The sequence below is a fragment of the Sphingomonas sp. genome (assembly GCF_025362505.1).
GTDB lineage: Bacteria > Pseudomonadota > Alphaproteobacteria > Sphingomonadales > Sphingomonadaceae > Sphingomicrobium.
The window spans coordinates 1-24,656 of record NZ_JANYGG010000006.1 but is presented as its reverse complement, the minus strand read 5'-3'; the positions used below and the strand labels follow the sequence as shown (position 1 = coordinate 24,656).

Here is a 24,656-nt window from a genome sequence, read left to right as displayed (position 1 = left end):
GGACTGTGGTTTAGTGCGCCGCGTCCGGTTTCGGTGCCACCTTGCGCTTCGCCTCGGCCCAGATGTTCTGGTAGCTCAAGTAAGCGAGGATCGTCGCGATGAGCAGGAAGATGAGCACCGTGATCCCGGTCGCATGGCGCGCCTCGAGCTTGGGTTCGGCGGTCCACACCAGGAACGCCGAGACGTCCTTGGCATTCTGCTCGACCGTCGATTTCGTCCCGTCGGCGTAGGTCACCTGCCCGTCGGCGACGAGCGGCGGCGGCATCGCGATGTTGAGGTTCGCGAAATAGGGATTGTAATAAAGCCCGTTCGGCGTCTTGGCGTCAGGGAACTGCTTGAGCATCTCAGCTGGCTGGCTGGCATAGCCGGTCACCAGCGAATGGACGTAAGCGGCTCCGCCCTCGCGCGCCTTGGTGATCAGCGAGAAGTCGGGCGGCAGCGCATTGTTGTTGGCGGCGCGCGCGGCGGTCTCGTTGGCGTAGGGGCTCGGGAAATAATCGGCCGGCAGCGCTTTGCGCGTCGCGGGCTCGCCGGTTTCCGGGTTAATCGACGGCACTTCGGTCGACCACTGGTTGGCGATCGCCTTCACCTCGGCTTCGGAATAGCCGATCTCGCGCAGGTCGCGGAACGCGACGAGCTTCAACGAATGACACGCCGAGCAGACTTCCTTGTAAACCTGGAAACCGCGCTGGAGCTGCTGCCGGTCATACTTGCCGAACGGACCGTTGCTGGCGAGTTCAAGTTCCTTCGCCTCGCGATGGAAGATGCTCTCGGCGGTCGGCGCCGGCGGATCCGTGATGAACGACTTCAGATTGACGAACAGCGACAGCAACAGGACGCCGGCAAAGGCGATGCCGACGAGAAAGGCGAGCTTGCGGATCATGTCGGGTCCTTATTCGGCAGCCACGGGCGCGTGCGTGGTCGCGAGCCCGTAGGGAGCACTTTCCTGTTCCTCGCCATGCAGCACCGACGCCGAGATCGACGACGGCAATGGCAGCGGCCGCTCGAACTTCGACACCAGCGGCAGAATCACCAGGAAGTGGAGGAAATAATAGGCCGCTGCGACCTGGCCGAGCATCACGTAGAGTGGCGTCGCCGGCGCCCCGCCGCACCAGCCGAGTAAGATCACGTCGGCGACCAGCAGCCAGAAAAAGCGCTTGAACAGCGGGCGGTAATTGCCCGACCGCACCGGCGAGGTGTCGAGCCACGGCAGGAAGAACAGCAGCAGGATTGACGAGAACATCGCCACCACGCCCCACAACTTCGCCGGCAGGATGAAGTCGGTCGTGAAAGCGCGAAGGATCGCGTAAAATGGCCAGAAATACCATTCGGGAACGATGTGCGCCGGCGTCGACAGCGGGTTGGCCGGGATATAATTGTCCGCGTGCCCAAGGTAATCGGGCAAGAAGAAGATGAAGATCGCATAGAGAATCAGGAAGACGCCAACCCCGAACCCGTCCTTGGCAGTGTAGAAGGGATGGAACGGCAGCGTGTCCTGCTCGGTCTTCACATCGACGCCGGTGGGGTTGCCGGAACCGGGGATATGCAGCGACCAGATGTGGAGGATGACCACCCCCGCGATCACGAACGGCAGCAGGTAATGGAGCGAGAAGAAGCGGTTGAGCGCCGACTGGTCGGGCGCATAGCCGCCGAGCAGGAAGATCCGCAGCGGCTCGCCGACGATCGGGAAGGCCGAGAAGAAGCCGGTGATGACCTGCGCCCCCCAATAGCTCATCTGCCCCCACGGGAGCACATAGCCCATGAACGCGGTCGCCATCATCAGCAGGTAGATGACCAGACCGAGCATCCAGATCAACTCGCGCGGCGCCTTGTAGCTGCCGAAATAGAGCCCGCGGAAAATGTGGACATAGACCACCACGAAGAACATGCTCGCGCCATTGGCGTGGGCATAGCGCAGCATCCATCCGGCGTTGACGTCGCGCATGATGTGCTCGACGCTGTTGAACGCCCCGTCGGCGGTCGCGAAATAATGCATCGCCAGGACGATTCCGGTGACGATCTGGGTGGCCAGCATCAGCCCCGCCAACACGCCGAAATTCCAGAAATAATTGAGGTTGCGCGGCACCGGATACCCGCCGCCAAGCGCTCCATAGACCAGCCGCGGAAGCGGCAGGCGCTGGTCGAACCAGCGGCTTAAATCGCTCTTGGGTTCATATTCGCGGGCCCAGCCAAAGCTCATGTCGAATGCTTTCCCTTAACCGATTTTGACGACGGTCGGCGAATTGAACGAATAGTTCGGCACGAACAAGTTCTTCGGCGCCGGGCCTTTGCGGATTCTCGCGGCCGTGTCGTAAGCCGAGCCGTGGCAGGGGCAGAAATAGCCTCCGAACGGACCCTTATTCTCGCCTTCGCCGGTGCCCAGCGGAATGCAGCCCAAATGGGTGCAAACGCCGAGCGTGATCAGCCAGTTGGTGTGACCCGGCTTGGTCCGCTGTGCCAGCGTCTGCGGGTCACGCAGGGTCGACAGGTCAACCGCATTGGCCTCGACGATTTCCTTGGCCGTCAGGTTGCGGATGAACACCGGCTGCTTGCGCCAGCTGGTCTTGATCGCCTGACCCGGCTGGATCTTGGACACGTCGACCTCGACCGAGGCCATCGCCAGCACATCGGCCGACGGCGCCATCTGGCTGAGCAACGGGGCGACCACCGCCACCGCGCCGACCCCGGCGAAGCTCACCGCGGCGACATTGATGAAGTCGCGACGACGGACGCCGTCTTCGGCCACATCCAGCTTCTCGTGCGGCGGATTGGTTTCCAGCGTTGCCATGTTCACCCTTGAGAATCCGTCCGCGAAGGCTGCCGCGACCGGTCGATAAGTTGCTTCGCACCCGGACGAAGCCCGAGACGTCTGGCGCGCCTGATAGCGCCTCGCCCGGATGATGCAAACGCCAAAACGGGCCGAAGCGTGCGCCGCGCCGGTCACGCCGTTTCGCGGTTTGGACTGCAGCGCGCTTGCAGCGCGCAGGCGACCTGCTAAGCGCGCCGGCCATGCGCATCGCGCTTTACCAGCCCGAGATCGCCGGCAACGTCGGCGCCGTGCTCCGCCTCGGCGCCTGCCTCGGCGTTGCGGTCGACCTGATCGAACCGCTGGGCTTTCAGTGGGACGACGCGCGCGTCCGCCGCACCGCGATGGACTATATCGACGAAGTCGACATCACCCGCCACCGCGACTGGGCATCGTTTCGCGCCGTTCGCCCCGGCCGCCTCGTCTTGCTGACGACGAAGGGGACGACCTCGCTCTACGACGACGTGTTCGCGCCCGACGACATTTTGATCATCGGCAAGGAAAGCGCCGGCGTTCCCGACCATGTCGCCGCCGCCTGCGGCCTCGCGGTGCGGATCCCGATCCGTGCTGCGGTCCGTTCGCTCAACCTCGCCACCGCCGCCGCCCTTGCCCTTGGCGAAGCGCTGCGCCAGACCGAAAGCCTGCCATGAAGCCCCTCGACGATCAGCAAACTACCACCAGAAGCTGGTTCGAAAGCCTGCGCGACCGCATCTGCGCGGAATTCGAAGCGATCGAACGCGAAGCCGGCTCCGACGCGTCGTTCGTCTTCACGCCGTGGGACCGCACAGAGAGCGACGGTTCCGAAGGCGGCGGCGGCGTTCGCGGCCAGATGACCGGCCAGGTGTTCGAAAAGGTCGGGGTCAACGTCTCGTCCGTCGGCGGCACGTTCAGCCCCGAATTCGCCGCCTCGATTCCCGGCGCGGACGAGGACCCGAGCTTCTTTGCCACCGGCATCAGCCTCGTCGCGCACATGGCCAACCCGCATGTCCCCGCGGTCCACATGAACACGCGTTTCCTCACCACCACGCGGCGCTGGTTTGGCGGGGGCGCCGACCTCAACCCGACGATCCCCAACGACGAGGACACCGCCGCCTTCCACGCCCGGCTTCGCGCCGCCTGCGCCGCCCACGACCCGACCTTCTATCCGCGCTTCTCGAAATGGGCCGAGGAGTATTTCTGGCTGCCCCACCGCAATGTCGCGCGTGGCGTCGGCGGCATCTTCTACGACCGGCTCGAGGATCATTTCGACTCCCATTTTGCCTTCACCCGCGACGTCGGCGAGGCGTTCCTCGACGTCTTCCCGCAAATCGTCCGGCGGCGGATGAACCAGCCGTTCACCGACGAGGACCGCACGAAGCTGCTCGAATATCGCGGGCGCTACGTCGAGTTCAACTTGCTCTACGACCGCGGCACCCTGTTCGGGCTCAAGACCGGGGGCAACATCGACGCGATCCTGATGAGCCTGCCACCAGTGGCGACCTGGTCATGAGCTACGCGCCGATCGCCGGCACCGAATTGGCGGCGGTCGTAACTTACCTCGACATGCGCGCGCCGCCGGGAATGACCATCCCGCCGTCCCCGCTCCGCCTCGACCGCCGCGAGCGCGTCGCCCCCGACGCGTACCGCACCCTGTTCCGCACGGTCGGCGCGCCGTGGCTGTGGTTCTCGCGACTCGTCGCCAGCGACGCCGAGCTCACCGCCCTGCTCCACGACCCGGCGGTCGCGCTGAGCGCGGTGATCGACGAGGCAGGCGAAGACGTCGGCATGCTCGAGCTAGACTATCGCAAACCCGGCGAGTGCGAGCTGTCGTTCGTCGGTCTCATTCCTGGACTCTCCGGCCAGGGCCACGGCCGCTGGCTGCTTGCCGAAGCTGTCACCCGCGCCTGGGCGCACACCGACGTCACGCGGGTCCACGTCCACACCTGCACGCTCGACCACCCCGCCGCGCTCGCCGCCTACCGCCGCGCGGGTTTCACTCCCTACGCCCGCGCCATCGAGCGCTTCGCCGATCCCCGCGCCGCGGGCATATTGCCACCCGACGCCGCGCCTCAGGTGGCGCTGCTCGGCACCCCGGATTCCGGCCCCGCCTCGCCCGATCGCTGGGCATAGAGCCGCGCGGTGAAAATGGTGAACACCGTCCCGATCAGCGCCTGCATCGCCCCGTCTACCAGCGCGATCAGGAGCGCCGACACGGTCCACGCCTCGGGCTTGCCGAGCGCGACGATGACGAGCGCCCCGACGACGCTTCGCACCGCGATCAGGATTACCACACCGCCGACCAGGAAGAGCGCCGCCGCCGCAAGCAGGCGGAGCACTGCCCCGCGGCTGACCGCAAAGCTGCGCTTGATCAGTCGCAACGGACCCCCCGCCTCGACCGAAGCGAGCGGCAACATCAGCAGGCAGCGCGCGAAGATGATCAGCATCGCGATGAACAGCGCGGTCATGAGCGCCAGCAGGATCAGCGCCGCGCCGGCCTTGCCCGCCCCGGCCCCGGCCTTGCCGACGACCGCGGCGGCGCCGACGACCAGCGCCAGCACGAACCCCAGGGGGAGCCCGACGACAAGAAACCCGCCGACCAGCGCGGGCAAGCGAGCAGCGCCGTGGCGAATCGCTTCACCCAATCGTTCGCGATGCCCCAGCGCGAGTCGCGCGATCGCCAATTGGCCCACCGCGCCGATCAGGAACACGCCCAGCATCAGCGCCATCAACCCGGGCGACCGCGCTGCGACCTCGTTGGTCACATCGGGCGCGGCAAGACCGAAAATCACCGCCGGCAGCGCGATCAGCGCCAGCGCCAGCGGCACGATCAGCCGCGTCTCGCGGGCAACGAACGTGGTCGTCTCCTCCCACGCTCTCGAAATCGACAATGGCGTCACGCATCTCTCCCAAATCTTGGGCGTATATGCGGGCCGAGCCAGCGGCTGGCAATCGGGACGGCGATGAACCTGCCTCAACCCGAATGGCGCGTCGAGCCTGGCCTTCTGCCCTACCCCGCAGCGCTCGCCACGATGGACGCCCGCGCCGCGGCGATCCGCGCCGGCACCGCGCCCGAACTCGCCTGGCTGGTCGAGCATCCGCCCTTGTTCACCTCAGGGACCAGCGCCGATCCGGCCGAACTGATGAACCCCGCCGGCTTTCCCGTCTTCGACGCCGGACGCGGCGGGCGCTTCACCTATCACGGCCCCGGCCAGCGGGTCGGCTATCTGATGCTCGACCTCGATTCGCGCGGGCGCGACGTCCGCCATTTCGTCCATACGCTCGAGGGCTGGCTGATCGCGTCGCTCGCCCGCCTCGGTGTCGCCGCGCGGCGCGAACCCGGCCGCATCGGCCTGTGGGTCGGCAACGGCCCCGACGAAGCCAAGATCGCCGCGATCGGCGTGCGGGTGAAACGTTGGGTCACGCTCCACGGCTTCTCGATCAACGTCGCGCCCGACCTGTCTCACTTCGGCGGAATCGTGCCATGTGGAATCCGCGATCATGGCGTCACCAGCCTTGCCGTTTTGGGAAATAAGGCCTCGATGGCCGATCTGGACGCGTCGCTAAGGGCTGAATTTGCCCAATTTCTCACCATTTTGAGCACAAAGTGCAAAGCCCCTTGAGACATTGCGATCTTTTCGACTATTATGCCCGTGATTTGCAAAGTGGGGGTCCCTGCTGCAGATCTAATAATCAAGGGAGTTTCTGAATGCGTGCTCTGATCCTGGTCGCTGGTGCGGCCCTGGCGGTTTCTGCTTGCAGCAGCAAGGAAGCCGCGAACAACACGATGAATGTCGATACCAACATGACCACCGAGAACGTCACCACGAACGATACGACTGCGGTTGACGCTTCGTCGAACATGGGCGGAAACATGGCGGCCGATGCCAACATGTCGATGAATGCCACCGGCATGAACACGACGACCACCACGAACACCACGAACACCACGACCAAAAACGCGATGTAATCGCGGGCCGGGGCTTGCTCCGGCCGCTGGTCACCTGCGGCACTCGTGCCGCAAGGTCGAACGATCAAGGGGCTGCCAGCTTGTCTGGCGGTCCCTTTTTTGCGCCTTGCCTCGCGACGCGATTGCCGTAGGTTCACCACTCCACCCAGCGGCCGCCCGCGCGAACGGTCCGATCGTCAGAAGGTGCTCGAATTGCTCCGAATATTCTCCGCGATGCTTGCCGTCATTATGTCGGCGACGCCTACCCTGGCCCCGGCCCAAGTCTATATCGTCCCGCCGGTTTTCGCCGGTGGCACGGTCATCGGCAGCGAGGCAGGCCTCGGCCTGCCCTTTCCCGGTGCGACCCCGGAGGAATATTCCGCCGCTCTCGTCTGGAGCATGCGCTCCGGTCTTAACGTCGCCGCGCTGCAATGCTCGCACTCTGCGTTCCTCGACACGACCGACAATTACAACGCGATGCTCGCCGACCACCGCGAGGAGCTCGCCGCCGCCTACAAGGCCATTACCGCCTATTTCGCGCGCACCACAGAGGGCACCGGGCCAGCCAAGGTCCGCGCCGCGATGCAGATGCTCAACCGCTACGATACGCGCAGCTACAATGGCTGGTCGACGCTTTATGCCCAGCGCGGATTCTGTCACCAGGCATCGCTCACCGGCAAGCAGCTGAGGTTCGTGCCCCGCGGCGGCCTGCTACCCTTTGCGCAAGCCAACATGCGCGCCCTGCGCAACAGCCTCGTCTTCGCCGGCGATCCGATCTGGGGCGTGCGCAAGCTTTACGTGTCGATGGCGGAGATCCGCTATCCCGATAACTGCTACGACAAATACGGGCTGGTGAAGCGCAAGTGTCTGCGCTGATCTAGGGTAGCCCGACGACCTTGTGCGCCTGCAGCGTGAGCCTCCATAGCGGCCGCTCCATTACCAGCGCGATCGACGCGGCCAGCGCCGCCTCGCGCTCGGGCCCGTCCATTGGCTGGATGAGTCGATGGGCGAAGTCCCACCGCTCCAGCTCGTCGAGATCGATCCCGTCCTGCGGCCAAACCAGCTTGAGCTCATCTCCCGAACGCTGGACCACCTCGGTCGCGGCCTTGGGACTGACGCACAGCCAGTCGATCCCGGGCAGCGCCGCCAGCGTCCCATTGCTCTCCATCGCCACGCGAAACCCCCGCGCATGCAATGCATCGAGCAGCGCCGCGTCGAACTGCAGCATTGGCTCGCCGCCGGTGACAACCACCAGGCGATGGTCCCGCCCCTCGCCCCACAGTTGCTCGACCATCGTCGCCAAAGCGTCCGCACCGCCGAACTTGCCGCCATTCTCGCCATCGGTGCCGACAAAATCCGTGTCGCAAAATCGGCACTCGGCCGTCGCCCGATCCTGTTCCCGGCCCGACCACAGATTACACCCGGCAAAGCGCAGGAACACTGCCCGGCTCCCCGCCTGAACCCCTTCGCCCTGAAGCGTGAGGAAGGCTTCCTTGACCGCGTAGCTCATCGGCGCGCGGCGTAGCGCGTCGGATCGGCGAGCCCCGCCTCCTCGAACCCCTTTGCGCGCAGCCGGCACGCGTCGCACAGCCCGCACGCCCCGCCATCGGCGGCCGGATCATAACAGCTATGGCTCAGCCCGGCGTCGAGTCGCAGCCGAGCCGCCTCGCGCGCGATGTCGGCCTTGGTCATATGCTGCAGCGGCGCGTGGATCGTGAATCCCTCGCCCTCCACTCCCGCTTTGGTAGCGCGATTGGCGAGATTTTCGAATGCCTCGATGAACTCGGGCCGGCAGTCGGGATAGCCCGAATAATCGAGCGCATTGACCCCGACGAACAGATCCCGCGCCCCTGCCGCCTCGGCCCACGCCAGCGCCACGCTGAGGAACACCGTGTTGCGCGCCGGAACGTAGGTCACCGGAATCCCCGCCTCGACCCCGCCCTTGGGCACGGCGATATCGGCGGTCAGCGCCGAGCCGCCGAACGCGGTCAGGTCGAGCGGCAGGATGATGTGGCGCTCGGCGAGGCTGGCCGCGATCGTCCGCGCCGCGTCAATCTCGACCCGGTGGCGCTGGCCATAATCGACCGTCAGCGCGAGCACGGCAAACCCCTGCTCCCGCGCCAGGGCGGCGCAGACCATCGAATCGAGCCCGCCCGACAGCAGCACCACCGCTCGCTTCACAGCGCGATCCCGAGCCTCGGCGCGATCCAGAAGAAGCCGGCGTAAAGCGCCAGCGTGATCGCGCAGGATATTCCCATCGCTGTCCAGAAGCCGACCCCCGACCGCAGTAGCGCGGGCAGGATCAGGAACAGCGGCAGCGACGGGATGACGAACCAGAAGGCACTCGTCGCCAGCGCGGCGACCTGCTCCGTGTCCCCTCCGCCATCGCGATAGGTCCACATCATTGCCAGCAACGACACCAATGGCAGCGACGCGAGCAGCCCGCCCCATCCGGGAAAGCGCCGCGCGACGTCGGACACGAGTGCGACGATCAACCCGGAAACCGCCGCCTTGATAGCAAAATAAAGCATGGGCGGCGCTTTAACTCCCCGCCATCGCGAATGACAGGGCACAAAAATCGGGCCGCTGCGCGATATGCGAGCGGCCCAGGTCGGGTTCGTCACCCGTAGGGAGGAAAGCGTGCCCCAATCGGCACCCGCCCTGCTTAGCCGATCGATGGTAAACGGCGGCTTAACGCTTGGACCTTTTCCGACCAATGTTAGTGGACCGGGCAATCCCCGGCGCGGCGCGCATGGAGCACATAATCGAACGGCAGCCCGTCCGAGATGCCCTGCGTCTCGACCCTGATCGATCGCGGGGTGAGCAGGGTCATCGCCGACTGGCCAAAGCCGCCCCCCGAGCAGGTGTAATGAACCGTCGCCTGCGCGCCATGCTCGGCGATCACGACGCGCGTACAGGCGCTGCGGCGATGCTCCCACTGGGTAAGAATCATCGGGTCGGCGAGACACGCCCGCCGGGAGTTGGAACCATTGGCGCTGAGGCTGATGTCCCACAGCCCGGGCCGGGCGCTGCGCGGAGAAAGAACATCGACCGCGCCCACAAGCAGCGCGGTCGACGCCACGGCGATTGTCGCCATGGCGACTCGCTTATACTCCCTGCCCATGAGTTCGTTTACCACGCCAAGGGTTAACGCCACTATGCGGCGTCGGCCTCGTCGAAATGGATTGGGAAGCTGGTCGCGCAAAAGGCGCAATCGACCCGGATCAGCCCATCGTCACCGACCATCTCGGCCCGCTCCGCCACCGGAAAGCGGGCGATCACCGACCGCACATAGTCTGGATCGCAGCGACACCCCTTGGAGAAGTTGATCGGCTCCAGCGTTCGCACTTCCTCCTCTTCGTGGAACAGCCGCCAGATCAGATCGTCGAGCGGCACCGCCGGATCGGTCAGCTCCTCACCCTTGACCGACCCCGCCAGCACCGCAACGTGCGGCCAGTCGGGATGGTCGAGCCGCGTGTGCAACCGCTCGCGCCCTTCCTCGCCCTCGGGAAGATGCTGGAACAGCAAGCCCCCGGCGTGCCACCCGTCCTCGCCCTTGTGCGTCGCGAGACGGACGATCGAAGGGATCTGCTCGGACTGGGTAAAATAAGCCTGCGCCGCCTGCGCGAGGCTCTCGCCGTCGAGCGGCACGATCCCCTGGTAGCGTTCCTCGGTCGCCGGCTGGTCGAACGTGATCGCCAGGAACGCCTTGCCGAACAGCGCGAACAGCGACGGGTTCGGCCCCGCGTCGGCCAGCCGCTCCGGGTCGTGGCGCACATAACCGCGCAACTCCCCGCCAAGATAATCGCACACCAGCAGGTCGACGATCCCACCCTCGGCCTGCGCCTGGAGCGTCATCTGCCCGGTACGATCCTTCAGCAACGTCCCCAACAGCGCGGTCAGCGTCAGCGCTTCGACCAGCAGCCGCTCGATCACCGGCGGATAGCTGTGATTGGCCAGCACCGCATCGAGCGACGCCCCCAGCCGCGCCACGCGGCCGCGCGCATGGCGGGCCGGGATCGTCACGCCCAGCGCGACATCAGAACTTAAATTCTTCGTCATCGCCGCGCGAGATAGGAGCGGCGCGCCCCGATCACAACTTGCCGAGGCACCACAATAGCAGCGACTTCTGCGCGTGGAGGCGGTTCTCTGCCTCGTCCCAGGCCGCCGACTGCGGCCCGTCGATTACCGCGTCGGTCACTTCCTCACCGCGGTGCGCAGGGAGGCAGTGCATGAACAACGCATCCTCGCCGGCGCGCGCCATCATCGCCTCGTTGACCGCATAAGGCGCCATCACCTTGGCGCGATTGTCGCTGTCGCTCTGCCCCATCGAGGTCCAGGTGTCGGTCGCAATCACATCCGCGCCTGCTGCTGCGACTGCCGCATCGCGAACGATCGGCACGCTTCGACCGCGCGCGGCCGCCGCCTTGAGCATGTCCATGTCGGGCTCGAACCCTTCCGGGCACGCCACTGTCACGTCGAAGAACATCAGCGACGCCGCCTCGACCAGCGAATTGCAGACATTATTGCCGTCCCCGAACCACGCCCATTTGCTCCCCGCAAGCTTGCCCTTGCGCTCGATCAGCGTGAGCATGTCGGCCAGAATCTGGCATGGATGCGACAGGTCGGTCAGCCCGTTTATCACCGGCACGCTCGCCGCCGCCGCCAGTTCCTCGGCCTTCGAATGATCGTTCGTCCGGATCATGATCGCGTCAGAGAAACGCGACAACACCCGCGCGGTATCGCCGACGCTCTCGCCGCGCCCGAGCTGGCTCGAAGCGGTATCGAGAATGATCGCACTCCCGCCCAATTGCCGCATAGCCAGGTCGAAGCTGACCCGGGTGCGCGTCGAGTTCTTCTCGAAAATCATCGCCAGCACATAACCGTCGAGCGGCCTGTCGGCGTCGGCCCTGCCCTTGGGCCATCCGGCACGCGCCGCCTTACGATCCTGCGCATCGTTCAGAATCGCGGCGATCGCCTCTCCGCCAGCGTCAGAGAGGCTGAGGAAGTGACGCAGTTCCGTCACGCCGCTGCCGAAACCTTATACTCCGACGCCGCCGCCGACAGCCCGTCGACGAACTCGCGGATATGCGCTTCCTCGATGTTGAGCGGCGGCAGTACGCGGATGACATTGTCCCCCGCCGCGACGGTCAAAATGCCCCGCGTCCTCAGGTACAAGACGAAGTCGCGGCTGTCGGTCTTCATCTTGAGCCCAAGCATCAGGCCCATCCCCCGCACCCCTTCGAAGATCGCGTCATGGTTGGGGATCATCTGCTCGAGCGCCGACCGCAACCGCTCGCCGGTCGCCTTCACCTGCGCCAGGAACTCGTCGTTGGCGACGACATCGAACACCGCCTGCCCCGCCGCCATCGCCAGCGGATTGCCGCCATAGGTCGACCCGTGCGTCCCCACGACCATCCCCGCCGCGGCCTTCTCGGTCGCGAGGCATGCCCCGAGCGGGAAGCCGCCGCCGATGCCCTTGGCGGTCGCCATGATGTCGGGGGTGATGCCATATTGCTCGTGCGCATAGAGCGTGCCGGTCCGCGCGACGCCACACTGGACCTCGTCGAGCAGCAGCATCAAGTCATGCTCGTCGGCGAGCGCGCGAAGCCCCTTCATGAACTCCATCGACGCCGGGCGGATGCCGCCCTCGCCCTGCACCGGTTCGACCAGGAAACCTGCCGTATGCTCGCCGATCGCCGCCTTGGCTGCCTCGAGATTGTCGAACTCGACCACGGTGAAGCCGGGCAGCAGCGGCTCGAAGCCATCGCGCATCTTCTCCTGGTTGGTCGCGCTGATCGTGCCGAGCGTCCGCCCGTGGAACGCATTCGAGAAGCTGATCAGCTCGAACTTGTGCTTGTTGCCGTGGACGTGATGATATCGCCGCGCGGTCTTGATCGCACATTCGACCGCCTCAGCGCCCGAATTGGTGAAGAACACCGTGTCAGCGAAGGTCAGGTCAACCAGCCGCTGCGCGAACGCCTCGCCCTGCGGGCTGCCATAAAGATTCGACACATGGACCAGTTTCGCGGCCTGCTCCTGCACCGCCTTGGTCACATGCGGATGGCCATGGCCGAGCAGATTGACCGCGATCCCGCTTGCGAAATCGAGATATTTCTCGCCGCCCTCGCCCCACAGATAGGGGCCCTCGCCTCGCACCGGCCGCACGGGCGAGCGCGGGTAGACGGGCATGAGCGGCGTGATGGCCATGAAGGGCTCCTGTAGGGTGATTGGCTGGTCCGGGGCCTATAGCCAGCGCACCCCAAAAGGAAAAGGCGCCCGGTCGAAACCGGACGCCTCCCCTACAGCCTTCGGCGAGAAGCCGTGCAGCCTAGTCGTTGTCGCGATCGTCGCCATTGTCGTGGCGGTCGCCGTCGCGATGGTCGTCGCCACCGTTCTGCCAGTCGCCGTTCTGCTGGCCATATTGGTACTGGCCATATTGGTTCTGGTACCCAAAGCCGCTGCCCCGATCATAGCGGCCGTCACGGTCGTTCGCATTGTAGCTGACGCGCTGCTCAAGCCGCTGGATCTGGCGCTGGAACTGCCACTGCTCGCGGCGGTCGATGCCGTTGTAGGCCGACTGGCGAACCATGTTGCGCAGCTGCAGCGCTTCATAATCGAGGCGATAGGCCTCCTGCCCCGAGAGCGACCGATTGCGAGCGAGCATCCGGATCTGCTGACGGACCTGATCGACCCGGGCGATCAGGAAACGCGCGTCGCCACGGTTGTACTGGTTATTATAGCCCTGATTATAGCCGTAATTCGGCTGGGCGTAGCCATAGCCCTGCTGCGGGTAATATTGCGCGGCGGCGGGGCTGGCGACGGCGGTCAAGGCCGAAGCGGCGACGGCGGCGCTGATGAGGAACTTACGCATTGCACTGTCCTTTCCGACAAGTGGAGTTGCAATGCTTCTAAGTGACCTCGCCTGCGCCGACCCTGAACGCGTCCGTTATCCGCCGTTCAACTTTGTTACTGCCGCGCGCCCTAATTCTTGATCTTCCACCCGCTCCTGAGCAACGCATAGCAGGCCGCCCACAGGACAAGGTTCAGGACCAGCAGCCCGGTCGCCCCGATCAGGATCGGCGAATCGCTCACCCCGAGGAAACCATAACGGAACCCCGAAATAACGTAGAAAAACGGGTTGGCATGACTGATCGCACGGAACACCGGGCTTAGCTGATCGACCGAATAAACCGTCCCCGACAGCAACGACAGCGGCAGCACGACGAAGTTTGTGACCATCGCAGACTGGTCGAACTTGTCCGCCCAGATCGACGTCAGCAGCCCCAGCAGCCCGAGCATCACCGACCCCATCAGGCCGAACCACAGCACCGCCACCGGATGCTCGATCCCGACCGACACGTTCGGCCACACCAGCAGTGCGATGAACACCGCCGTTCCGACGAGGAACGCGCGCGTCACCGCCGCCCCGACGATCCCGGCGATCAGCTCACCCACCGACAGCGGTGGCATGAGATAATCGACGATCGTCCCCTGCATCTTGCCGACCAGCAACGCGAACGACGAGTTGGCGAAGCTGTTCTGCAGCATCGCCGAGATGATCAGCCCCGGCGCGATGAAATCGGCGAACCGCACCCCCATCACGTGCAGCCCCGAACGCCCCTGCGCCACGGTAAAAATGGTCAGCAGCAGCAACGCATTGACCGCCGGCGCCCACAGCGTCTGCATGTGGACCTTCAAAAACCGCCGCACCTCCTTTATATAGAGGGTCTTCAGCCCGACCCAGTTGACGCCGTTCAAGGTCGGGAACCCCGGCTCGAAGCGGACCCATGATGAATGGGGCGTCGGATTGGTCGTGGAAGGCTGGTCGTTCACGGCCTCATCGCCTATCGACTGGGCAAGGGACGCGCAACCGCTTGCGGCTGCGATTGACGAATTCGCGCGATCGGCAACGATGCGCCTCAAGATTGGAGTGAGCATGAGCTGGACTGACGAGCGGATCGACCGGCTGAAAGCCATGTGGTCGCAAGGGTTGACCGCGAGCCAGATCGCGGACGATCTCGGCGGGGTCAGCCGCAACGCGGTGATCGGCAAGGCGCACCGCCTCGGGCTCGATTCGCGCCCGTCGCCAGTGAAGCAGGGCGAAGAAAAGGAAAAGAAGGCCAAGGCCGCCCCCGCAACCAAGCCGACCGCCGCCGCGAAACCTGCCGTCGCCGTGCCGGCCACACCCGCTGCGAAGAAGGCCGAACCCAAGCCCGCTCCCGCCCCGCGCTCCGCCGCGCCGGCTCCGGCTGTCCCGCCCGCCCCGCCGGTGCGCAAGCCGATCGTGACCGACGCCGCCAACATGCCGGTGCAGAACCTCGTCCCCGCGCGCGAAGGCGCCGACCCGTCGACCATCCAGTACCGCTCGGTCGGCCCGGGCGGCTTCATCCGCCAGGGGCCCGGCGACACCCAGGCGCCGATCCCCCCGGCCCCGCCGCGCCGCCTCGTCCCCGCCAAGCCTTCAGCCGAAGTCGCCGACCGCACCAGCCTGCTCGACCTCAACGACCGCATTTGCCGCTGGCCGATGGGCCATCCGGGCGAGCCCGACTTCCACTTCTGCGGCGACCACGCCAACCCGGGCTTCCCCTACTGCGTTGCGCATTGCGGCGTTGCCTACCAGGCCCAACTCCCCCGCCGCGACCGCCGCCCGCCGCCGCCGTTGCCTTATGGTGGCCCGCGCGTTCGCTGACAGCCTGATTGTTCACGATCAGCCGCGAGCGTGAATTGGACTGTGATAAAATCGCGATCGGCGCTGACGATCGTTTCGTGATACCCCAGACCGGCCGACCGTCGCCCGATATTGACTCACATTAACTTGTGGTTAAGACTGCTACTTTGGTCAACCTTGGGGGTATGACATGTCCACCGTCGAAGCAGCTCGGTCGAACAATCGTTACTTGTTGGTTGGTGCAGGCGTTCTGGCAGTTGCCGTGGGCGCTTATGGGCTGGGCCGGGTCTACCCGGCTCGCGGCCCGATCGCCGGGACGATCGCCCCGGCCGACCGCTATGTCGTCAGTCAGGTCGGCGCCACCGATGTTGCGCTGGGCGATACGTCGGTCCCGCTGCTGATGCAGACCGACGCATTCGAGGTGATGAGCAAGAACCCCAGTTTCCGGGCGCTGGCGTCCGATCCAGGGTTTGCGGCGCTGGCCAGCAGCCCGGCGGCGATGTCGGCGATGGCTGCTAATCCTAACGCGTTTGCCAAGTTGGCGCAGGATAGCAACGCGTTCAACGCGGCGCTGCGTGCAGCCCAGGCCGTATCGGCGGCGGCGATGGCCGGCGATGCCCAGTCGCGCGCGTCGATGGCGATGGCGATGAACGCTAGCGCCTTTCGCCAGATCGCCGCCCAGCCGCAGATGCTGAGCGCAATGGCCGAGCACCCCAATTTCTTCGCCTCGATGGCGCCGCATGGCGCGGCGCTGCAGGCGATCGCCGTCAACCCGGCGGCCTTCGCTCGCTTCGCCCGCGACGCCAGCAGCTTCCGCCAGGCGGCGGCGCAGCCGGCGGCTGACGCCGCCATGGCCAACAGCCAGACGGCGTTCAAGGCGCTCGCCGTCGACGCCCGTGCGATGGACGCGATTTCGCGCGATCCGGCGGCGTTCAACGCGATTGCCGCCAATTCCAAGGCGTTCAGCGACTTTGCCGGCAACACCAAATTGTTCAACTCGGCGGCGATGCAGAGCGCGATGTCGGCGATGGCCGTCAACGCGGACGCGTTCAAGGCAGCGTCGCGTGACGCGGCGGCGCTGGCTGCTTCGGCCAGCGCGGCCTCGGCATTCGATGCCAAGGGCATGCTGGCGTCGATGGCGGCCAGGAGTAAGGTCGATGCGGCGGCGGTCGCGGCGGCTAACGCCAACCCCTCGGCGTTCGCATCGATGACCGCCAACCCGGCGGCGTTCGCGCAGATCGCCAACCAACCGGCGGCGCTGGCTTCGTTCGCGTCCCATGCCCAAGCTTATGCGGCGATTGGCCAGATGGCGGCGTTCAACGCGCTGGCGATAAACCCGTCGTTCGCCGCGGCGCTGCGCAGCGGCGGGCTGTCACAGGCGATGCAGTCGAACTGACGCCCGGTGAGTGGGTCGGCGTCAGGGTTAGCGTAGCGGGGGGCAGGACTTGCAGAGGCGGGAGAGCGGTCGTGCCTTTGCAAGGGCGCTGGTGGTGGCTTGGCTGGGCGCAACCGCCCTCGCCACGACCGCTCTCGCCTCGGCTGCCACGGCTCAAGTCCAGCCCGAACCGTTGCCGCCCCCGCCCGACACCACCACCGTCAAGGAAGGGCCGCCCGTGGCTGGCGCCCCGTCCCCGCCGGTGGCGCCCGCTCCAGCACCTGCCAAGTCTCCCGAGCACGTTCCCCCCGATGCCTCGGGAATCAACCTGTCGACGCTTGAGACGCGCAATCTTTCGCTGCTCTATTTCGACCCGGTCCAAACCTATCTCACACCCTATATCGCGCGCAGTTTCGAAAACGCGCTGGCGGCGCACAAGCGGCGGTTTCACTGGCAGCCATGGGACCGGACGACGGTGCTGCTCAAGGATTTCGGCGATTACGGCAATGCCGCGGCGCGCTCGTCGCCCAATAATGCGGTGCTGCTCGACGTCGCCCCGCTCAGCATCTCGATGGAGACGTTCACCCCGGGCGAGCGCTTCTTCACGCTGATCAACCATGAACTGGCGCACGTCGCGACGATGGACGTGTGGAACCGGCAGGACGCGCGCTGGCGGCAATTTCTCCACGGCAAGCCGATGCCGATCCAGGAACACCCCGAATCGATTCTCTACAATTACCTCGCTACCCCGCGAAACAATGTCCCGCGCTGGTATCTCGAAGGCTCGGCGGTGTTTTTCGAAACGTGGATGGCGGGCGGGCTGGGGCGCGCGCAGGGCGGCTATGACGAAATGCTGTTCCGCGCCAAGGTCCGCGATGGCGACCGCCTCTATTCTCCGCTCGCGCTGGAGAGCGAAGGCACAGCGGTCGATTTCCAGGTCGGGGTCAACGACTATCTCTATGGCACGCGATTCAATAGCTGGCTGGCGCTGACCTATGGGCCCGATCGGCTGGTCGAATGGCTCCGCCGAGACGAAGGCAGCGCCCGTTTCTACGCCACCCAGTTCCGTCACGTATTCGGCACCTCGCTCGACCGGGCTTGGGCTCGTTGGCTCGCCGACGAGCGCCTGTTCCAACGCGCCAACCTCGCCCGGCTGGCCGTCTACCCCCTGACCAAGGTGACCCATCTCAGCCCCAAGGGACTGGGGTCGATGTCGCGCGGCTATGTCGATGAAAAGACCAATTCGCTGGTCGCCGCGTTCCGTTTTCCCGGTCAGATCGGCTTTCTTGGCACGATGGACCTCGCCACCGGTCGCTTGCGCAAGCTCACCGAGCTGAAGGGGATGATGCTCTACAAGGTGACCAGCCTGGCGTTCGACCCCGATGCGCGCAAGGCCTATTACACCAACGACAATTACGCCTTTCGCGACCTGATGGAGGTCGATGTCGATAGCGGCGCCCGGCGCATGCTGCTCAAGGATGCGCGAATCGGCGACATCGTCGTCAACCCGCGCGACAAGTCGATCTGGGGCATCCGCCACCAGAACGGCTATGCCACGCTGGTTCGAATCCCGCCGCCCTATGCCGGGTTCAACCAGATCCATACCTTTGACTATGGCCAGGTCCCGTTCGACCTCGACCTGTCCCCCGACGGATCGTTGATCTCGGCCAGCTATGGCGAGATCGACGGCAAGCAATCGGTGAAGGTGTGGAAGACCCAGTCGTTCGAGGACGGCGGTACCCCCGACGAGGTGGCGCGGCTCGACCTGCCGCCATCGACCCCCGAAAGCTTCACCTTCGCCCCCGACGGCAAGTCGCTGAATGGCACCAGCTACTATACCGGCGTGTCCAATGTCTTCCGGTTCACCATCGCGACACAAAAATATGAGGTGCTGTCGAATGCCTCAACCGGTTTCTTCCGTCCCATGCCACGGCCCGACGGGCGGCTGCTGGTCTATGAATATACCGGTGCCGGACTGACCCCGTCGCTGATCACGCCGCGCGTCTATGACGACCTCGGGACAGTCGAATTCCTCGGCACCAAGGTGATCCGTACCCACCCCGAACTCAAGTCATGGGGGGTGGGCTCACCATCAAAGATCGACCTCGACTCGCTGGTCACCGAGCGTGGCCATTATGTCGCGGCGCGGCGGATGAAACTGGCGGCGGCCTATCCGATTGTCGAGGGCTATCAGGGGCGGCCGTCCTTCGGCTATTATTTCCATGTCGAAGACCCGCTTCAGTTCCGCCAGTTCAGCGCCAGCGTGTCAGTCTCGCCGTTTGGCACCCTGCCTGCTGCCCAGCGCCTCCACGCCGACCTCGAGCTCAAGACCCTCAACTGGAAATTGCGCTATTGGCACAACGACGCCGACATTTATGATCTCGCCGGACCAATCAAGCGCAGCCGCAAGGGTGACGCGGTGATCTTCAGCTATGACAAAACCCGGATTTACGATCCCCCGCGCCAGCTCGACCTGTTCGGCAGCGTCGCCGGCTATTTCGGGCTGGAGCAATTGCCGTCGGCGCAGAACATCGCCTCGCCGCGCGACATCCTGTCGGTCGAGGCGGGCATCAAATACACCGACACGCGCAAGGCGCTGGGCGGGGTCGATCATGAAAAGGGCATTGCCTGGCGGCTGGTCGCCGGGGTCGACCATGCGTTGGGGCAAAGCTATCCGCATCTCACCGGCGGAGTCGATTATGGCGTGCCGCTGCCGTTGGCGAACAGTTCGGCGTGGATCTATGCCCAGGCCGGGATTGCCGGGGGTCGTGCGGCAAGCCCGCTCGGTGCCACTTATTTCGGCTCGTTTCGCAACAACTACTTCGATAACCGGCCCGAGAAACGTTATCGCGAGATCGAGAGCTTTCCCGGGTTCGGGATCGACCAGGTCGCCGCGCGGCGCTTTGCCAAGGCGACGGGCGAAATCAACCTGCCGCCGATCCGCTTCGCCGAAATCGGTACGCCGGCGTTTTTCCTGAGCTATGCGCGGCCGGCCCTGTTCGGTGGGGGAATGGTGCTGCGCGCGCCCGACGGAACCCGCTATCGGCTGGCCAATGTCGGGACGCAGGTCGACCTTGCCTTCACGGTGGCGATGCGGCTGCCGATGGTCTTGTCATTGGGCGCCGCGCGCGGGTTCGGCGACAAGGATATCCGAGGTCGCACCGAATATCTGGTGTCGCTGAAGATCCTGTGATGATCGACGCACTCAACTGGACGCTGGCGCTGGCCCCGGTGCTGCTGCTGGCGGTGCTGTTCGAGTGGCTCGACGTGTTCCGGTTGATGGACAAGCGAGAATTGCTCGGGCTGCTGCTGCTCGGCGGGCTGGCGGCGCTGGCGGCATGGCCGGTCAGCGGGCAGGTGCTCGACAATCTGCCAATGGGCTTCACTTTTTACAGCCGGGTGGTGGCCCCGTGGATCGAGGAAGCGCTGAAGGGGGCGGCGATCCTGTGGCTGGTATGGCGCAACCGCGTCGGCTTCACCCTCGACGCGGTGATTTGCGGCTTCACCATCGGCGCCGGTTTCTCGGTGGTCGAGAATGTCTTCTACCTGCTGCGCTATCCCGACCTGGCGGCCGGAGTGTGGTTGGTGCGCGGGTTCGGCACGGCGGTGATGCACGGCACCACCACCGCCATCCTCGCCACCATCGTCCACGAACTGGGCGAGGGCGCGGAGCGGCGGGGCGGCGGTCGCTTCCACCTCAGCCTGCTGTGGTTCGCACCCGGCTATCTCGCCGCCAGCCTGATCCACCTGGCGTTCAACCAGTTCCCCAATTCGCCGACCGAAGTCATGACGGTGACGCTGGCGGTGGCGCCGTTCGTGCTGTTGATGCTGCTCCGGCTAGGTGCGCGCGAGACCGAAAGCTGGCTGGTCGAGGAACGCGCCGAGCACGAAGTATCGCTGGCGGCGTGGCGCGGCGGCGGCTTTCCCGACGACGCCAGCGGTCGTCGCATCGCCGCGCTGGTAGCGCGGGCCGGGGAACAACAGGGTCGACTGATCCGCGCCTATTGCCAGCTCAAGACCGAGCTGGTGCTGGTCGAGGAGCGCGAATTGCTCGACCACCACCGCCACGTCGAGCCCGACCAGCGCGTCGCGCTGCTCGACCAGCTCGCCGAGCTGGAGCGGCTGCGGGGGGCGATTGGCCAGGCCGGCTTTGCCGCGCTGCAGCCGCTGTTGCCATTCAGCCGCCACGACGATTGGGAATTGCTCGAACTCAAACATCTTCTCCGCCACCATTGATGGCGCAGCGGGTAAAAACTTTTGCCTGCTGGGCCGAGCCTTGATCTGCGATGTTGCGGAACGTCCTTCTGGTAGCGAGCGTTACAAGATTGGAGCGCAAGTTCTGCCGCGACACCGGGGGGCCTACTATAATGCCGATCTCGCCGATCTCGGAACATCGCGCAAGTGGGCGAAAGAGTTGTCCGACTGTCTGGACCGTGTCGAGGCTGGTTAGTCGTCGACTCTACGCCAGCCGACAGCGAGGCTTTTGCCATCTGGGATCGCCATACCGACACATCTGGCATTAACCTTGCCCTTGGCGATCCACGTTGCATCGTAAAAATCACCGGGCGCATGCTTCTCGATATCGAGATCATACTCGTCTGAAAAATCACCATTCTCAAGGAAGTAACGAACGTGATAATGTCCGACAAAGCCCCCCGAGGTCGGACCTCCGGTCGCCACCCCGGGCCCGCTGTAGGCGTTCGCGTAACTCCATCTGGCTTTCAAAGTGCCGGGGGCATCGCTCATGGTGTACAGGACAAAGCCGATATTCAGCGGTTCACTAGCCTTGGGACCGGGCGGGGCGCTTAAACTGGCTGCGGCCGATGGGCTGCTTGAAGCCGGCAGCAAAGCCGCCAACGAGGCCGCTAGTACGAATGACCGAAGCATGGCTCCCCCCGCCCTTTATGGAATGAGGTGACATTACCATTAACCGTGAATGGACGCCAATTGTGCGTTCGGGACGCTAGCGGCCCAGTAAAGTCCGCCCTCCACCAGATCACCCCGTAAAGATGGTGGCTGAAGCCCCCAACCCCCGCTAGACGTTCCCCCAATGTCCGACCTGTTCGCATCCAACGCCGCCGTCGCCGCCAGCCCCGCCACCTACGACGCCTCGTCGATCGAGGTCCTGGAGGGGCTCGAGCCCGTCCGCCGCCGCCCCGGCATGTACATCGGCGGGACCGACGAGCGCGCACTTCACCACCTCGCCGCCGAGGTCATCGACAATTCGATGGACGAGGCGGTCGCCGGCCACGCCACCCGCATCGAGGTCGACCTTGCCCCCGGCAACCGCCTGACGGTGACCGACAACGGCCGCGGCATCCCGGTCGACGCCCACCCCAAATATCCCGGCCAGTCGGCGCTCGAGGTCATCCTCACCACGCTCCACTCGGGCGGCAAGTTCGAGGGCAAGGCCTACGCCACCTCGGGCGGCCTCCACGGCGTCGGCGTCAGCGTCGTCAACGCGCTCTCGTCCGACACCATCGTCGAAGTCGCGCGCGACAAGAAGCTCTATCGCCAGACCTTTTCGCGCGGCCTCGCCACCTCGAAGCTCGAGGAGGTCGGCGCCGCCCCCAACCGCCGCGGGACGACGCTCACCTTCACCCCCGACACCGAGATTTTCGGCGCCGAGATGCGCTTCGACCCCGCCCGCCTCTACCGCCTCGCCCGCTCGAAGGCTTATCTCTTCGCCGGGGTCGAAATCCGCTGGCGCTGCGACCCCAGCCTCGTCTCCGACGACGTCCCCGCCACCGCCGTCTTCCAGTTCCCCGGTGGCCTCGGCGATCACCTCGGCGAAACCCTCGAAGGCCGCGAGTGCATTTCGGCGCCCCCCTTCACCGGGCGCCAGGATTTCCCCGACGGCCAGGGCTCGGTCGAATGGGCGGTCGCCTGGCCGATCTGGTCCGACGGCAGCGAAACCTATTACTGCAATACCATCCCGACCCCCGACGGCGGCACCCACGAGGCAGGCTTGCGCGCCGCCCTCACCAAGGGCGTGCGCGCGTTCGGCGAGCTCGTCGGCAACAAGCGCGCCAAGGACATCACCGCCGACGATGTATTCAACCAGATCGAGCTGATGCTCTCGCTGTTCCTGCGCAACCCGCACTTCCAGAGCCAGACCAAGGACCGCCTGACCAGCCTCGAGGCCGCGCGCTTCGTCGAGGCCGCGGTGCGCGACCATTTCGACCATTATCTCGCCGACAATATGGACCGCGGCCGCGCACTTCTCGGCGCGATCGTCGAGCGGATGGACGAGCGGCTCAAACGCCGCGCCGAACGCGAGGTCAAGCGCAAGACCGCCACCTCGGCGCGCAAGCTCCGCCTCCCCGGCAAGCTCACCGACTGTGCCACCGACGACGCCGCCGGCACCGAATTGTTCATCGTCGAGGGCGACAGCGCCGGCGGCTCGGCCAAGCAGGCGCGCAACCGCAAGACGCAGGCGATCCTCCCCATCCGCGGCAAGATCCTCAACGTCGCCTCCGCCACCGCCGACAAGATCCGTGCCAACAACGAAATCGCCGACCTCCAGCTCGCCTTGGGCTGCGGCATCCGCGACCGCTTCGACGAGAATGCACTGCGCTACGAGCGGGTCATCATCATGACCGACGCCGACGTCGACGGCGCGCACATCGCAACCTTGCTCATGACCTTCTTCTTCCAGGAAATGCCCGAACTGGTGAGGCGCGGTCATTTGTTCCTCGCCCAGCCCCCGCTCTACCGGCTCACCGTGGGCGCCAAATCGCTCTATGCCCGCGACGACGCCCACCGCGAGGAAATCATGGCCAAGGAATTCAAGGGCAAGAACGTCGACGTCGGCCGCTTCAAGGGCCTCGGCGAAATGAACCCCGATCAGCTGAAACAGACCACCATGGACCCGGCGAGCCGTTCACTCCTCCGCATAACCCTCCCCGCCGAATATCAGGACCGCCAGCCGGTGAAGGACCTCGTCGAGCGCCTCATGGGCAAGAACCCCGAGCACCGCTTCAACTTCATCCAGGCCAGCGCGGCAAGCGTCGACGAAGACGCCATCGACGCTTGAGACCGAGGCTCCGGCCCCGGCCGATCTATCGCGCCTCATTCCATTCTACGAAAATCTGGAGACCTGCGCGGTATGTGCGCCCTGCTCGCCGTCCTCTATCACGTCGAGTTTGTCTCGCCGCTGACGCATAATTTCCTCGTCAGTCACGGCTAGCTGTTCGTCGATTTCTTCTTCGCCCTTTCGGGTTTCGTCATCGAGCTTATCCAGCTCCGCGCGGATGCCCGCCTAGTCGAACAGCCGATCAACCGCCGCGTTCATGCGAAACGCAAACGCGGCGATCGCGAAGGCTTCAATCCCGGGCGGTCGACCGCGCGAGCGGGCGAAGGCTTCGCCGAGCGCCTGCTCGACCGCCGCCGCATCGTGAGGATCGACCGCCCAGCCCATCCCAGCGATTGCCTCCGCTCCACCGTCGAGCGAACTGGCGATGGTCGGGATACCGCATGCCTGCGCCTCGAGCAGGACGATCCCCAGTCCTTCCCCGCTGCTCGGCAGGATGAAAGCGTCAGCCAAGCGGTAATGATCGGCGAGCTCGGCCGGCTCGATATAGCCGGTGATGACGACCCGGCTTTCCAGCCCGGCGGCGGCGACAATCGCCTCGATCCGTCCGCGTTCGCTGCCTCCTCCGCCAATGACATAGACCAGGTCGGGCCAGCGCTTGATCAGGCGCGGCAGTTGCAGAATTATCCGCGCAAAGCCCTTTTCGTTCTGGTCCTCGCCGACCCGCGAGACCGTCAGCATTACCCGCTTGCCGCCAAGCCCGTAGCGCTGGACCAACGCTGCGGGCTTCGGCCCCGGCATAAAGCGTCCAAGGTCGACCGTGCCGGGCAGGATCGCGAACGGCCG

Annotated in this window: 26 protein-coding genes; 11 read left to right on the top strand and 15 right to left on the bottom strand. The window is 65.4% G+C overall.

What is annotated here, in order from left to right; genetic code table 11:
* Window positions 1–10: 10 nt before the first annotated feature.
* Genes Q0R27_RS00305 through petA form a run of 3 tightly spaced genes read right to left on the bottom strand, consistent with a single transcriptional unit; the run spans window position 11 to window position 2,788 of the window.
* Entirely contained in the window at window positions 11–883 is an 873-nt protein-coding gene (locus Q0R27_RS00305; RefSeq protein ID WP_293940014.1) for a cytochrome c1, read from the bottom strand.
* A 9-nt stretch (window positions 884–892) separates the two neighbouring features.
* On the bottom strand, window positions 893–2,200 hold the full coding sequence (locus tag Q0R27_RS00300) for a cytochrome b/b6 (RefSeq protein ID WP_293940012.1): 1,308 nt from the start codon (window positions 2,198–2,200) through the stop codon (window positions 893–895).
* Between the two features lie 15 nt (window positions 2,201–2,215).
* On the bottom strand, window positions 2,216–2,788 hold the full coding sequence (gene petA, locus Q0R27_RS00295) for a ubiquinol-cytochrome c reductase iron-sulfur subunit (protein WP_293940010.1): 573 nt from the start codon (window positions 2,786–2,788) through the stop codon (window positions 2,216–2,218).
* 221 nt (window positions 2,789–3,009) lie between these two features.
* On the opposite strand from petA, the gene Q0R27_RS00290 reads away from it, so the two are divergent.
* The 3 genes from Q0R27_RS00290 to Q0R27_RS00280 are packed head-to-tail and all read left to right on the top strand — an operon-like array spanning window position 3,010 to window position 4,915.
* Window positions 3,010–3,456: a TrmH family RNA methyltransferase gene (locus Q0R27_RS00290; protein WP_293940008.1), complete on the top strand. Its 447-nt coding sequence runs from the start codon at window positions 3,010–3,012 to the stop codon at window positions 3,454–3,456.
* Window positions 3,453–4,295, top strand: coding sequence for an oxygen-dependent coproporphyrinogen oxidase (hemF, locus tag Q0R27_RS00285; protein ID WP_293940006.1), 843 nt, complete (start codon window positions 3,453–3,455; stop codon window positions 4,293–4,295). The genes Q0R27_RS00290 and hemF overlap by 4 nt, the downstream gene beginning before the upstream one ends.
* Window positions 4,292–4,915 carry a GNAT family N-acetyltransferase gene (locus Q0R27_RS00280; protein WP_293940004.1) on the top strand — a complete coding sequence of 208 codons (624 nt, stop codon included), beginning with the start codon at window positions 4,292–4,294 and terminating at the stop codon, window positions 4,913–4,915. Before hemF ends, Q0R27_RS00280 begins: the two co-directional genes overlap by 4 nt.
* On the opposite strand, the gene Q0R27_RS00275 is transcribed toward Q0R27_RS00280, so the two are convergent.
* The gene (locus tag Q0R27_RS00275; protein ID WP_293940003.1) at window positions 4,855–5,682 is read right to left on the bottom strand and encodes a hypothetical protein; all 828 of its coding nucleotides are present in this window, start codon (window positions 5,680–5,682) and stop codon (window positions 4,855–4,857) included. The two genes, Q0R27_RS00280 and Q0R27_RS00275, sit on opposite strands and share 61 nt — an antisense overlap.
* Window positions 5,683–5,745: 63 nt before the next feature.
* Here Q0R27_RS00275 and lipB point away from each other — a divergent pair, with 63 nt between their 5' ends.
* From lipB to Q0R27_RS00260, 3 genes are all read left to right on the top strand, one after another.
* Window positions 5,746–6,405 (top strand): lipoyl(octanoyl) transferase LipB, encoded by a 660-nt coding sequence (gene lipB / locus Q0R27_RS00270; RefSeq protein WP_293940002.1) that lies wholly within the window; start codon window positions 5,746–5,748, stop codon window positions 6,403–6,405.
* 86 nt (window positions 6,406–6,491) lie between these two features.
* The gene (locus tag Q0R27_RS00265) at window positions 6,492–6,752 is read left to right on the top strand and encodes a hypothetical protein (RefSeq protein WP_293940001.1); all 261 of its coding nucleotides are present in this window, start codon (window positions 6,492–6,494) and stop codon (window positions 6,750–6,752) included.
* Between the two features lie 192 nt (window positions 6,753–6,944).
* Window positions 6,945–7,607, top strand: a complete 663-nt coding sequence (locus Q0R27_RS00260) for a hypothetical protein (RefSeq protein ID WP_293940000.1) — start codon at window positions 6,945–6,947, stop codon at window positions 7,605–7,607.
* 1 nt (window position 7,608) lies between these two features.
* On the opposite strand, the gene queE is transcribed toward Q0R27_RS00260, so the two are convergent.
* From queE to Q0R27_RS00215, 9 genes are all read right to left on the bottom strand, one after another.
* Window positions 7,609–8,241, bottom strand: a complete 633-nt coding sequence (gene queE, locus Q0R27_RS00255; protein ID WP_293939999.1) for a 7-carboxy-7-deazaguanine synthase — start codon at window positions 8,239–8,241, stop codon at window positions 7,609–7,611.
* On the bottom strand, window positions 8,238–8,942 hold the full coding sequence (gene queC, locus Q0R27_RS00250) for a 7-cyano-7-deazaguanine synthase QueC (RefSeq protein ID WP_293940016.1): 705 nt from the start codon (window positions 8,940–8,942) through the stop codon (window positions 8,238–8,240). Before queC ends, queE begins: the two co-directional genes overlap by 4 nt.
* Window positions 8,909–9,262, bottom strand: a complete 354-nt coding sequence (locus Q0R27_RS00245) for a DUF3147 family protein (protein WP_293939998.1) — start codon at window positions 9,260–9,262, stop codon at window positions 8,909–8,911. Before Q0R27_RS00245 ends, queC begins: the two co-directional genes overlap by 34 nt.
* Window positions 9,263–9,450: 188 nt before the next feature.
* On the bottom strand, window positions 9,451–9,828 hold the full coding sequence (locus Q0R27_RS00240; RefSeq protein WP_293939997.1) for a DUF3617 family protein: 378 nt from the start codon (window positions 9,826–9,828) through the stop codon (window positions 9,451–9,453).
* Between the two features lie 59 nt (window positions 9,829–9,887).
* Window positions 9,888–10,793 carry an Hsp33 family molecular chaperone HslO gene (locus tag Q0R27_RS00235; RefSeq protein ID WP_293939996.1) on the bottom strand — a complete coding sequence of 302 codons (906 nt, stop codon included), beginning with the start codon at window positions 10,791–10,793 and terminating at the stop codon, window positions 9,888–9,890.
* A 31-nt stretch (window positions 10,794–10,824) separates the two neighbouring features.
* Window positions 10,825–11,757, bottom strand: coding sequence for an ornithine carbamoyltransferase (gene argF, locus Q0R27_RS00230; RefSeq protein ID WP_293939995.1), 933 nt, complete (start codon window positions 11,755–11,757; stop codon window positions 10,825–10,827).
* Window positions 11,754–12,941 (bottom strand): aspartate aminotransferase family protein, encoded by a 1,188-nt coding sequence (locus Q0R27_RS00225; protein ID WP_293939994.1) that lies wholly within the window; start codon window positions 12,939–12,941, stop codon window positions 11,754–11,756. Before Q0R27_RS00225 ends, argF begins: the two co-directional genes overlap by 4 nt.
* Window positions 12,942–13,062: 121 nt before the next feature.
* Window positions 13,063–13,605, bottom strand: coding sequence for a hypothetical protein (locus Q0R27_RS00220; RefSeq protein WP_293939993.1), 543 nt, complete (start codon window positions 13,603–13,605; stop codon window positions 13,063–13,065).
* Between the two features lie 110 nt (window positions 13,606–13,715).
* Complete coding sequence (locus tag Q0R27_RS00215; protein ID WP_293939992.1) at window positions 13,716–14,567, bottom strand: ABC transporter permease; 852 nt, start codon at window positions 14,565–14,567, stop codon at window positions 13,716–13,718.
* A 103-nt stretch (window positions 14,568–14,670) separates the two neighbouring features.
* Here Q0R27_RS00215 and Q0R27_RS00210 point away from each other — a divergent pair, with 103 nt between their 5' ends.
* From Q0R27_RS00210 to Q0R27_RS00195, 4 genes are all read left to right on the top strand, one after another.
* Window positions 14,671–15,423, top strand: a complete 753-nt coding sequence (locus Q0R27_RS00210) for a GcrA family cell cycle regulator (RefSeq protein ID WP_293939991.1) — start codon at window positions 14,671–14,673, stop codon at window positions 15,421–15,423.
* Between the two features lie 169 nt (window positions 15,424–15,592).
* On the top strand, window positions 15,593–16,798 hold the full coding sequence (locus Q0R27_RS00205; RefSeq protein WP_293939990.1) for a hypothetical protein: 1,206 nt from the start codon (window positions 15,593–15,595) through the stop codon (window positions 16,796–16,798).
* Between the two features lie 94 nt (window positions 16,799–16,892).
* On the top strand, window positions 16,893–19,970 hold the full coding sequence (locus Q0R27_RS00200) for a hypothetical protein (RefSeq protein WP_293939989.1): 3,078 nt from the start codon (window positions 16,893–16,895) through the stop codon (window positions 19,968–19,970).
* On the top strand, window positions 19,970–21,013 hold the full coding sequence (locus Q0R27_RS00195; protein WP_293939988.1) for a PrsW family glutamic-type intramembrane protease: 1,044 nt from the start codon (window positions 19,970–19,972) through the stop codon (window positions 21,011–21,013). The genes Q0R27_RS00200 and Q0R27_RS00195 overlap by 1 nt, the downstream gene beginning before the upstream one ends.
* Before the next feature lie 210 nt (window positions 21,014–21,223).
* Here Q0R27_RS00195 and Q0R27_RS00190 read toward each other — a convergent pair whose 3' ends face one another.
* Window positions 21,224–21,634, bottom strand: coding sequence for a hypothetical protein (locus Q0R27_RS00190; protein WP_293939987.1), 411 nt, complete (start codon window positions 21,632–21,634; stop codon window positions 21,224–21,226).
* 193 nt (window positions 21,635–21,827) lie between these two features.
* Between Q0R27_RS00190 and parE the strand changes: the two genes are divergently transcribed.
* The gene (gene parE, locus Q0R27_RS00185) at window positions 21,828–23,813 is read left to right on the top strand and encodes a DNA topoisomerase IV subunit B (protein WP_293939986.1); all 1,986 of its coding nucleotides are present in this window, start codon (window positions 21,828–21,830) and stop codon (window positions 23,811–23,813) included.
* A gap of 225 nt (window positions 23,814–24,038) precedes the next feature.
* On the opposite strand, the gene Q0R27_RS00180 is transcribed toward parE, so the two are convergent.
* The coding region (locus Q0R27_RS00180; protein ID WP_293939985.1) for a glycosyltransferase at window positions 24,039–24,656 on the bottom strand (618 nt) is incomplete at its 5' end.

What these genes read in the sequence shown, in the direction of transcription:
- Q0R27_RS00210 (WP_293939991.1), top strand. Translation starts at nt 14,671, where the DNA reads ATGAGCTGGACTGACGAGCGGATCGACCGGCTGAAAGCCATGTGGTCG.
- Q0R27_RS00235 (WP_293939996.1), bottom strand. Translation starts at nt 10,793, where the DNA reads ATGACGAAGAATTTAAGTTCTGATGTCGCGCTGGGCGTGACGATCCCG.
- Q0R27_RS00245 (WP_293939998.1), bottom strand. Translation starts at nt 9,262, where the DNA reads ATGCTTTATTTTGCTATCAAGGCGGCGGTTTCCGGGTTGATCGTCGCA.
- lipB (WP_293940002.1), top strand. Translation starts at nt 5,746, where the DNA reads ATGAACCTGCCTCAACCCGAATGGCGCGTCGAGCCTGGCCTTCTGCCC.
- Q0R27_RS00290 (WP_293940008.1), top strand. Translation starts at nt 3,010, where the DNA reads ATGCGCATCGCGCTTTACCAGCCCGAGATCGCCGGCAACGTCGGCGCC.
- Q0R27_RS00300 (WP_293940012.1), bottom strand. Translation starts at nt 2,200, where the DNA reads ATGAGCTTTGGCTGGGCCCGCGAATATGAACCCAAGAGCGATTTAAGC.
- Q0R27_RS00195 (WP_293939988.1), top strand. Translation starts at nt 19,970, where the DNA reads ATGATCGACGCACTCAACTGGACGCTGGCGCTGGCCCCGGTGCTGCTG.
- Q0R27_RS00280 (WP_293940004.1), top strand. Translation starts at nt 4,292, where the DNA reads ATGAGCTACGCGCCGATCGCCGGCACCGAATTGGCGGCGGTCGTAACT.
- petA (WP_293940010.1), bottom strand. Translation starts at nt 2,788, where the DNA reads ATGGCAACGCTGGAAACCAATCCGCCGCACGAGAAGCTGGATGTGGCC.
- Q0R27_RS00305 (WP_293940014.1), bottom strand. Translation starts at nt 883, where the DNA reads ATGATCCGCAAGCTCGCCTTTCTCGTCGGCATCGCCTTTGCCGGCGTC.
- Q0R27_RS00225 (WP_293939994.1), bottom strand. Translation starts at nt 12,941, where the DNA reads ATGGCCATCACGCCGCTCATGCCCGTCTACCCGCGCTCGCCCGTGCGG.
- queE (WP_293939999.1), bottom strand. Translation starts at nt 8,241, where the DNA reads ATGAGCTACGCGGTCAAGGAAGCCTTCCTCACGCTTCAGGGCGAAGGG.
- Q0R27_RS00220 (WP_293939993.1), bottom strand. Translation starts at nt 13,605, where the DNA reads ATGCGTAAGTTCCTCATCAGCGCCGCCGTCGCCGCTTCGGCCTTGACC.
- parE (WP_293939986.1), top strand. Translation starts at nt 21,828, where the DNA reads ATGTCCGACCTGTTCGCATCCAACGCCGCCGTCGCCGCCAGCCCCGCC.
- hemF (WP_293940006.1), top strand. Translation starts at nt 3,453, where the DNA reads ATGAAGCCCCTCGACGATCAGCAAACTACCACCAGAAGCTGGTTCGAA.
- Q0R27_RS00265 (WP_293940001.1), top strand. Translation starts at nt 6,492, where the DNA reads ATGCGTGCTCTGATCCTGGTCGCTGGTGCGGCCCTGGCGGTTTCTGCT.
- Q0R27_RS00205 (WP_293939990.1), top strand. Translation starts at nt 15,593, where the DNA reads ATGTCCACCGTCGAAGCAGCTCGGTCGAACAATCGTTACTTGTTGGTT.
- Q0R27_RS00240 (WP_293939997.1), bottom strand. Translation starts at nt 9,828, where the DNA reads ATGGCGACAATCGCCGTGGCGTCGACCGCGCTGCTTGTGGGCGCGGTC.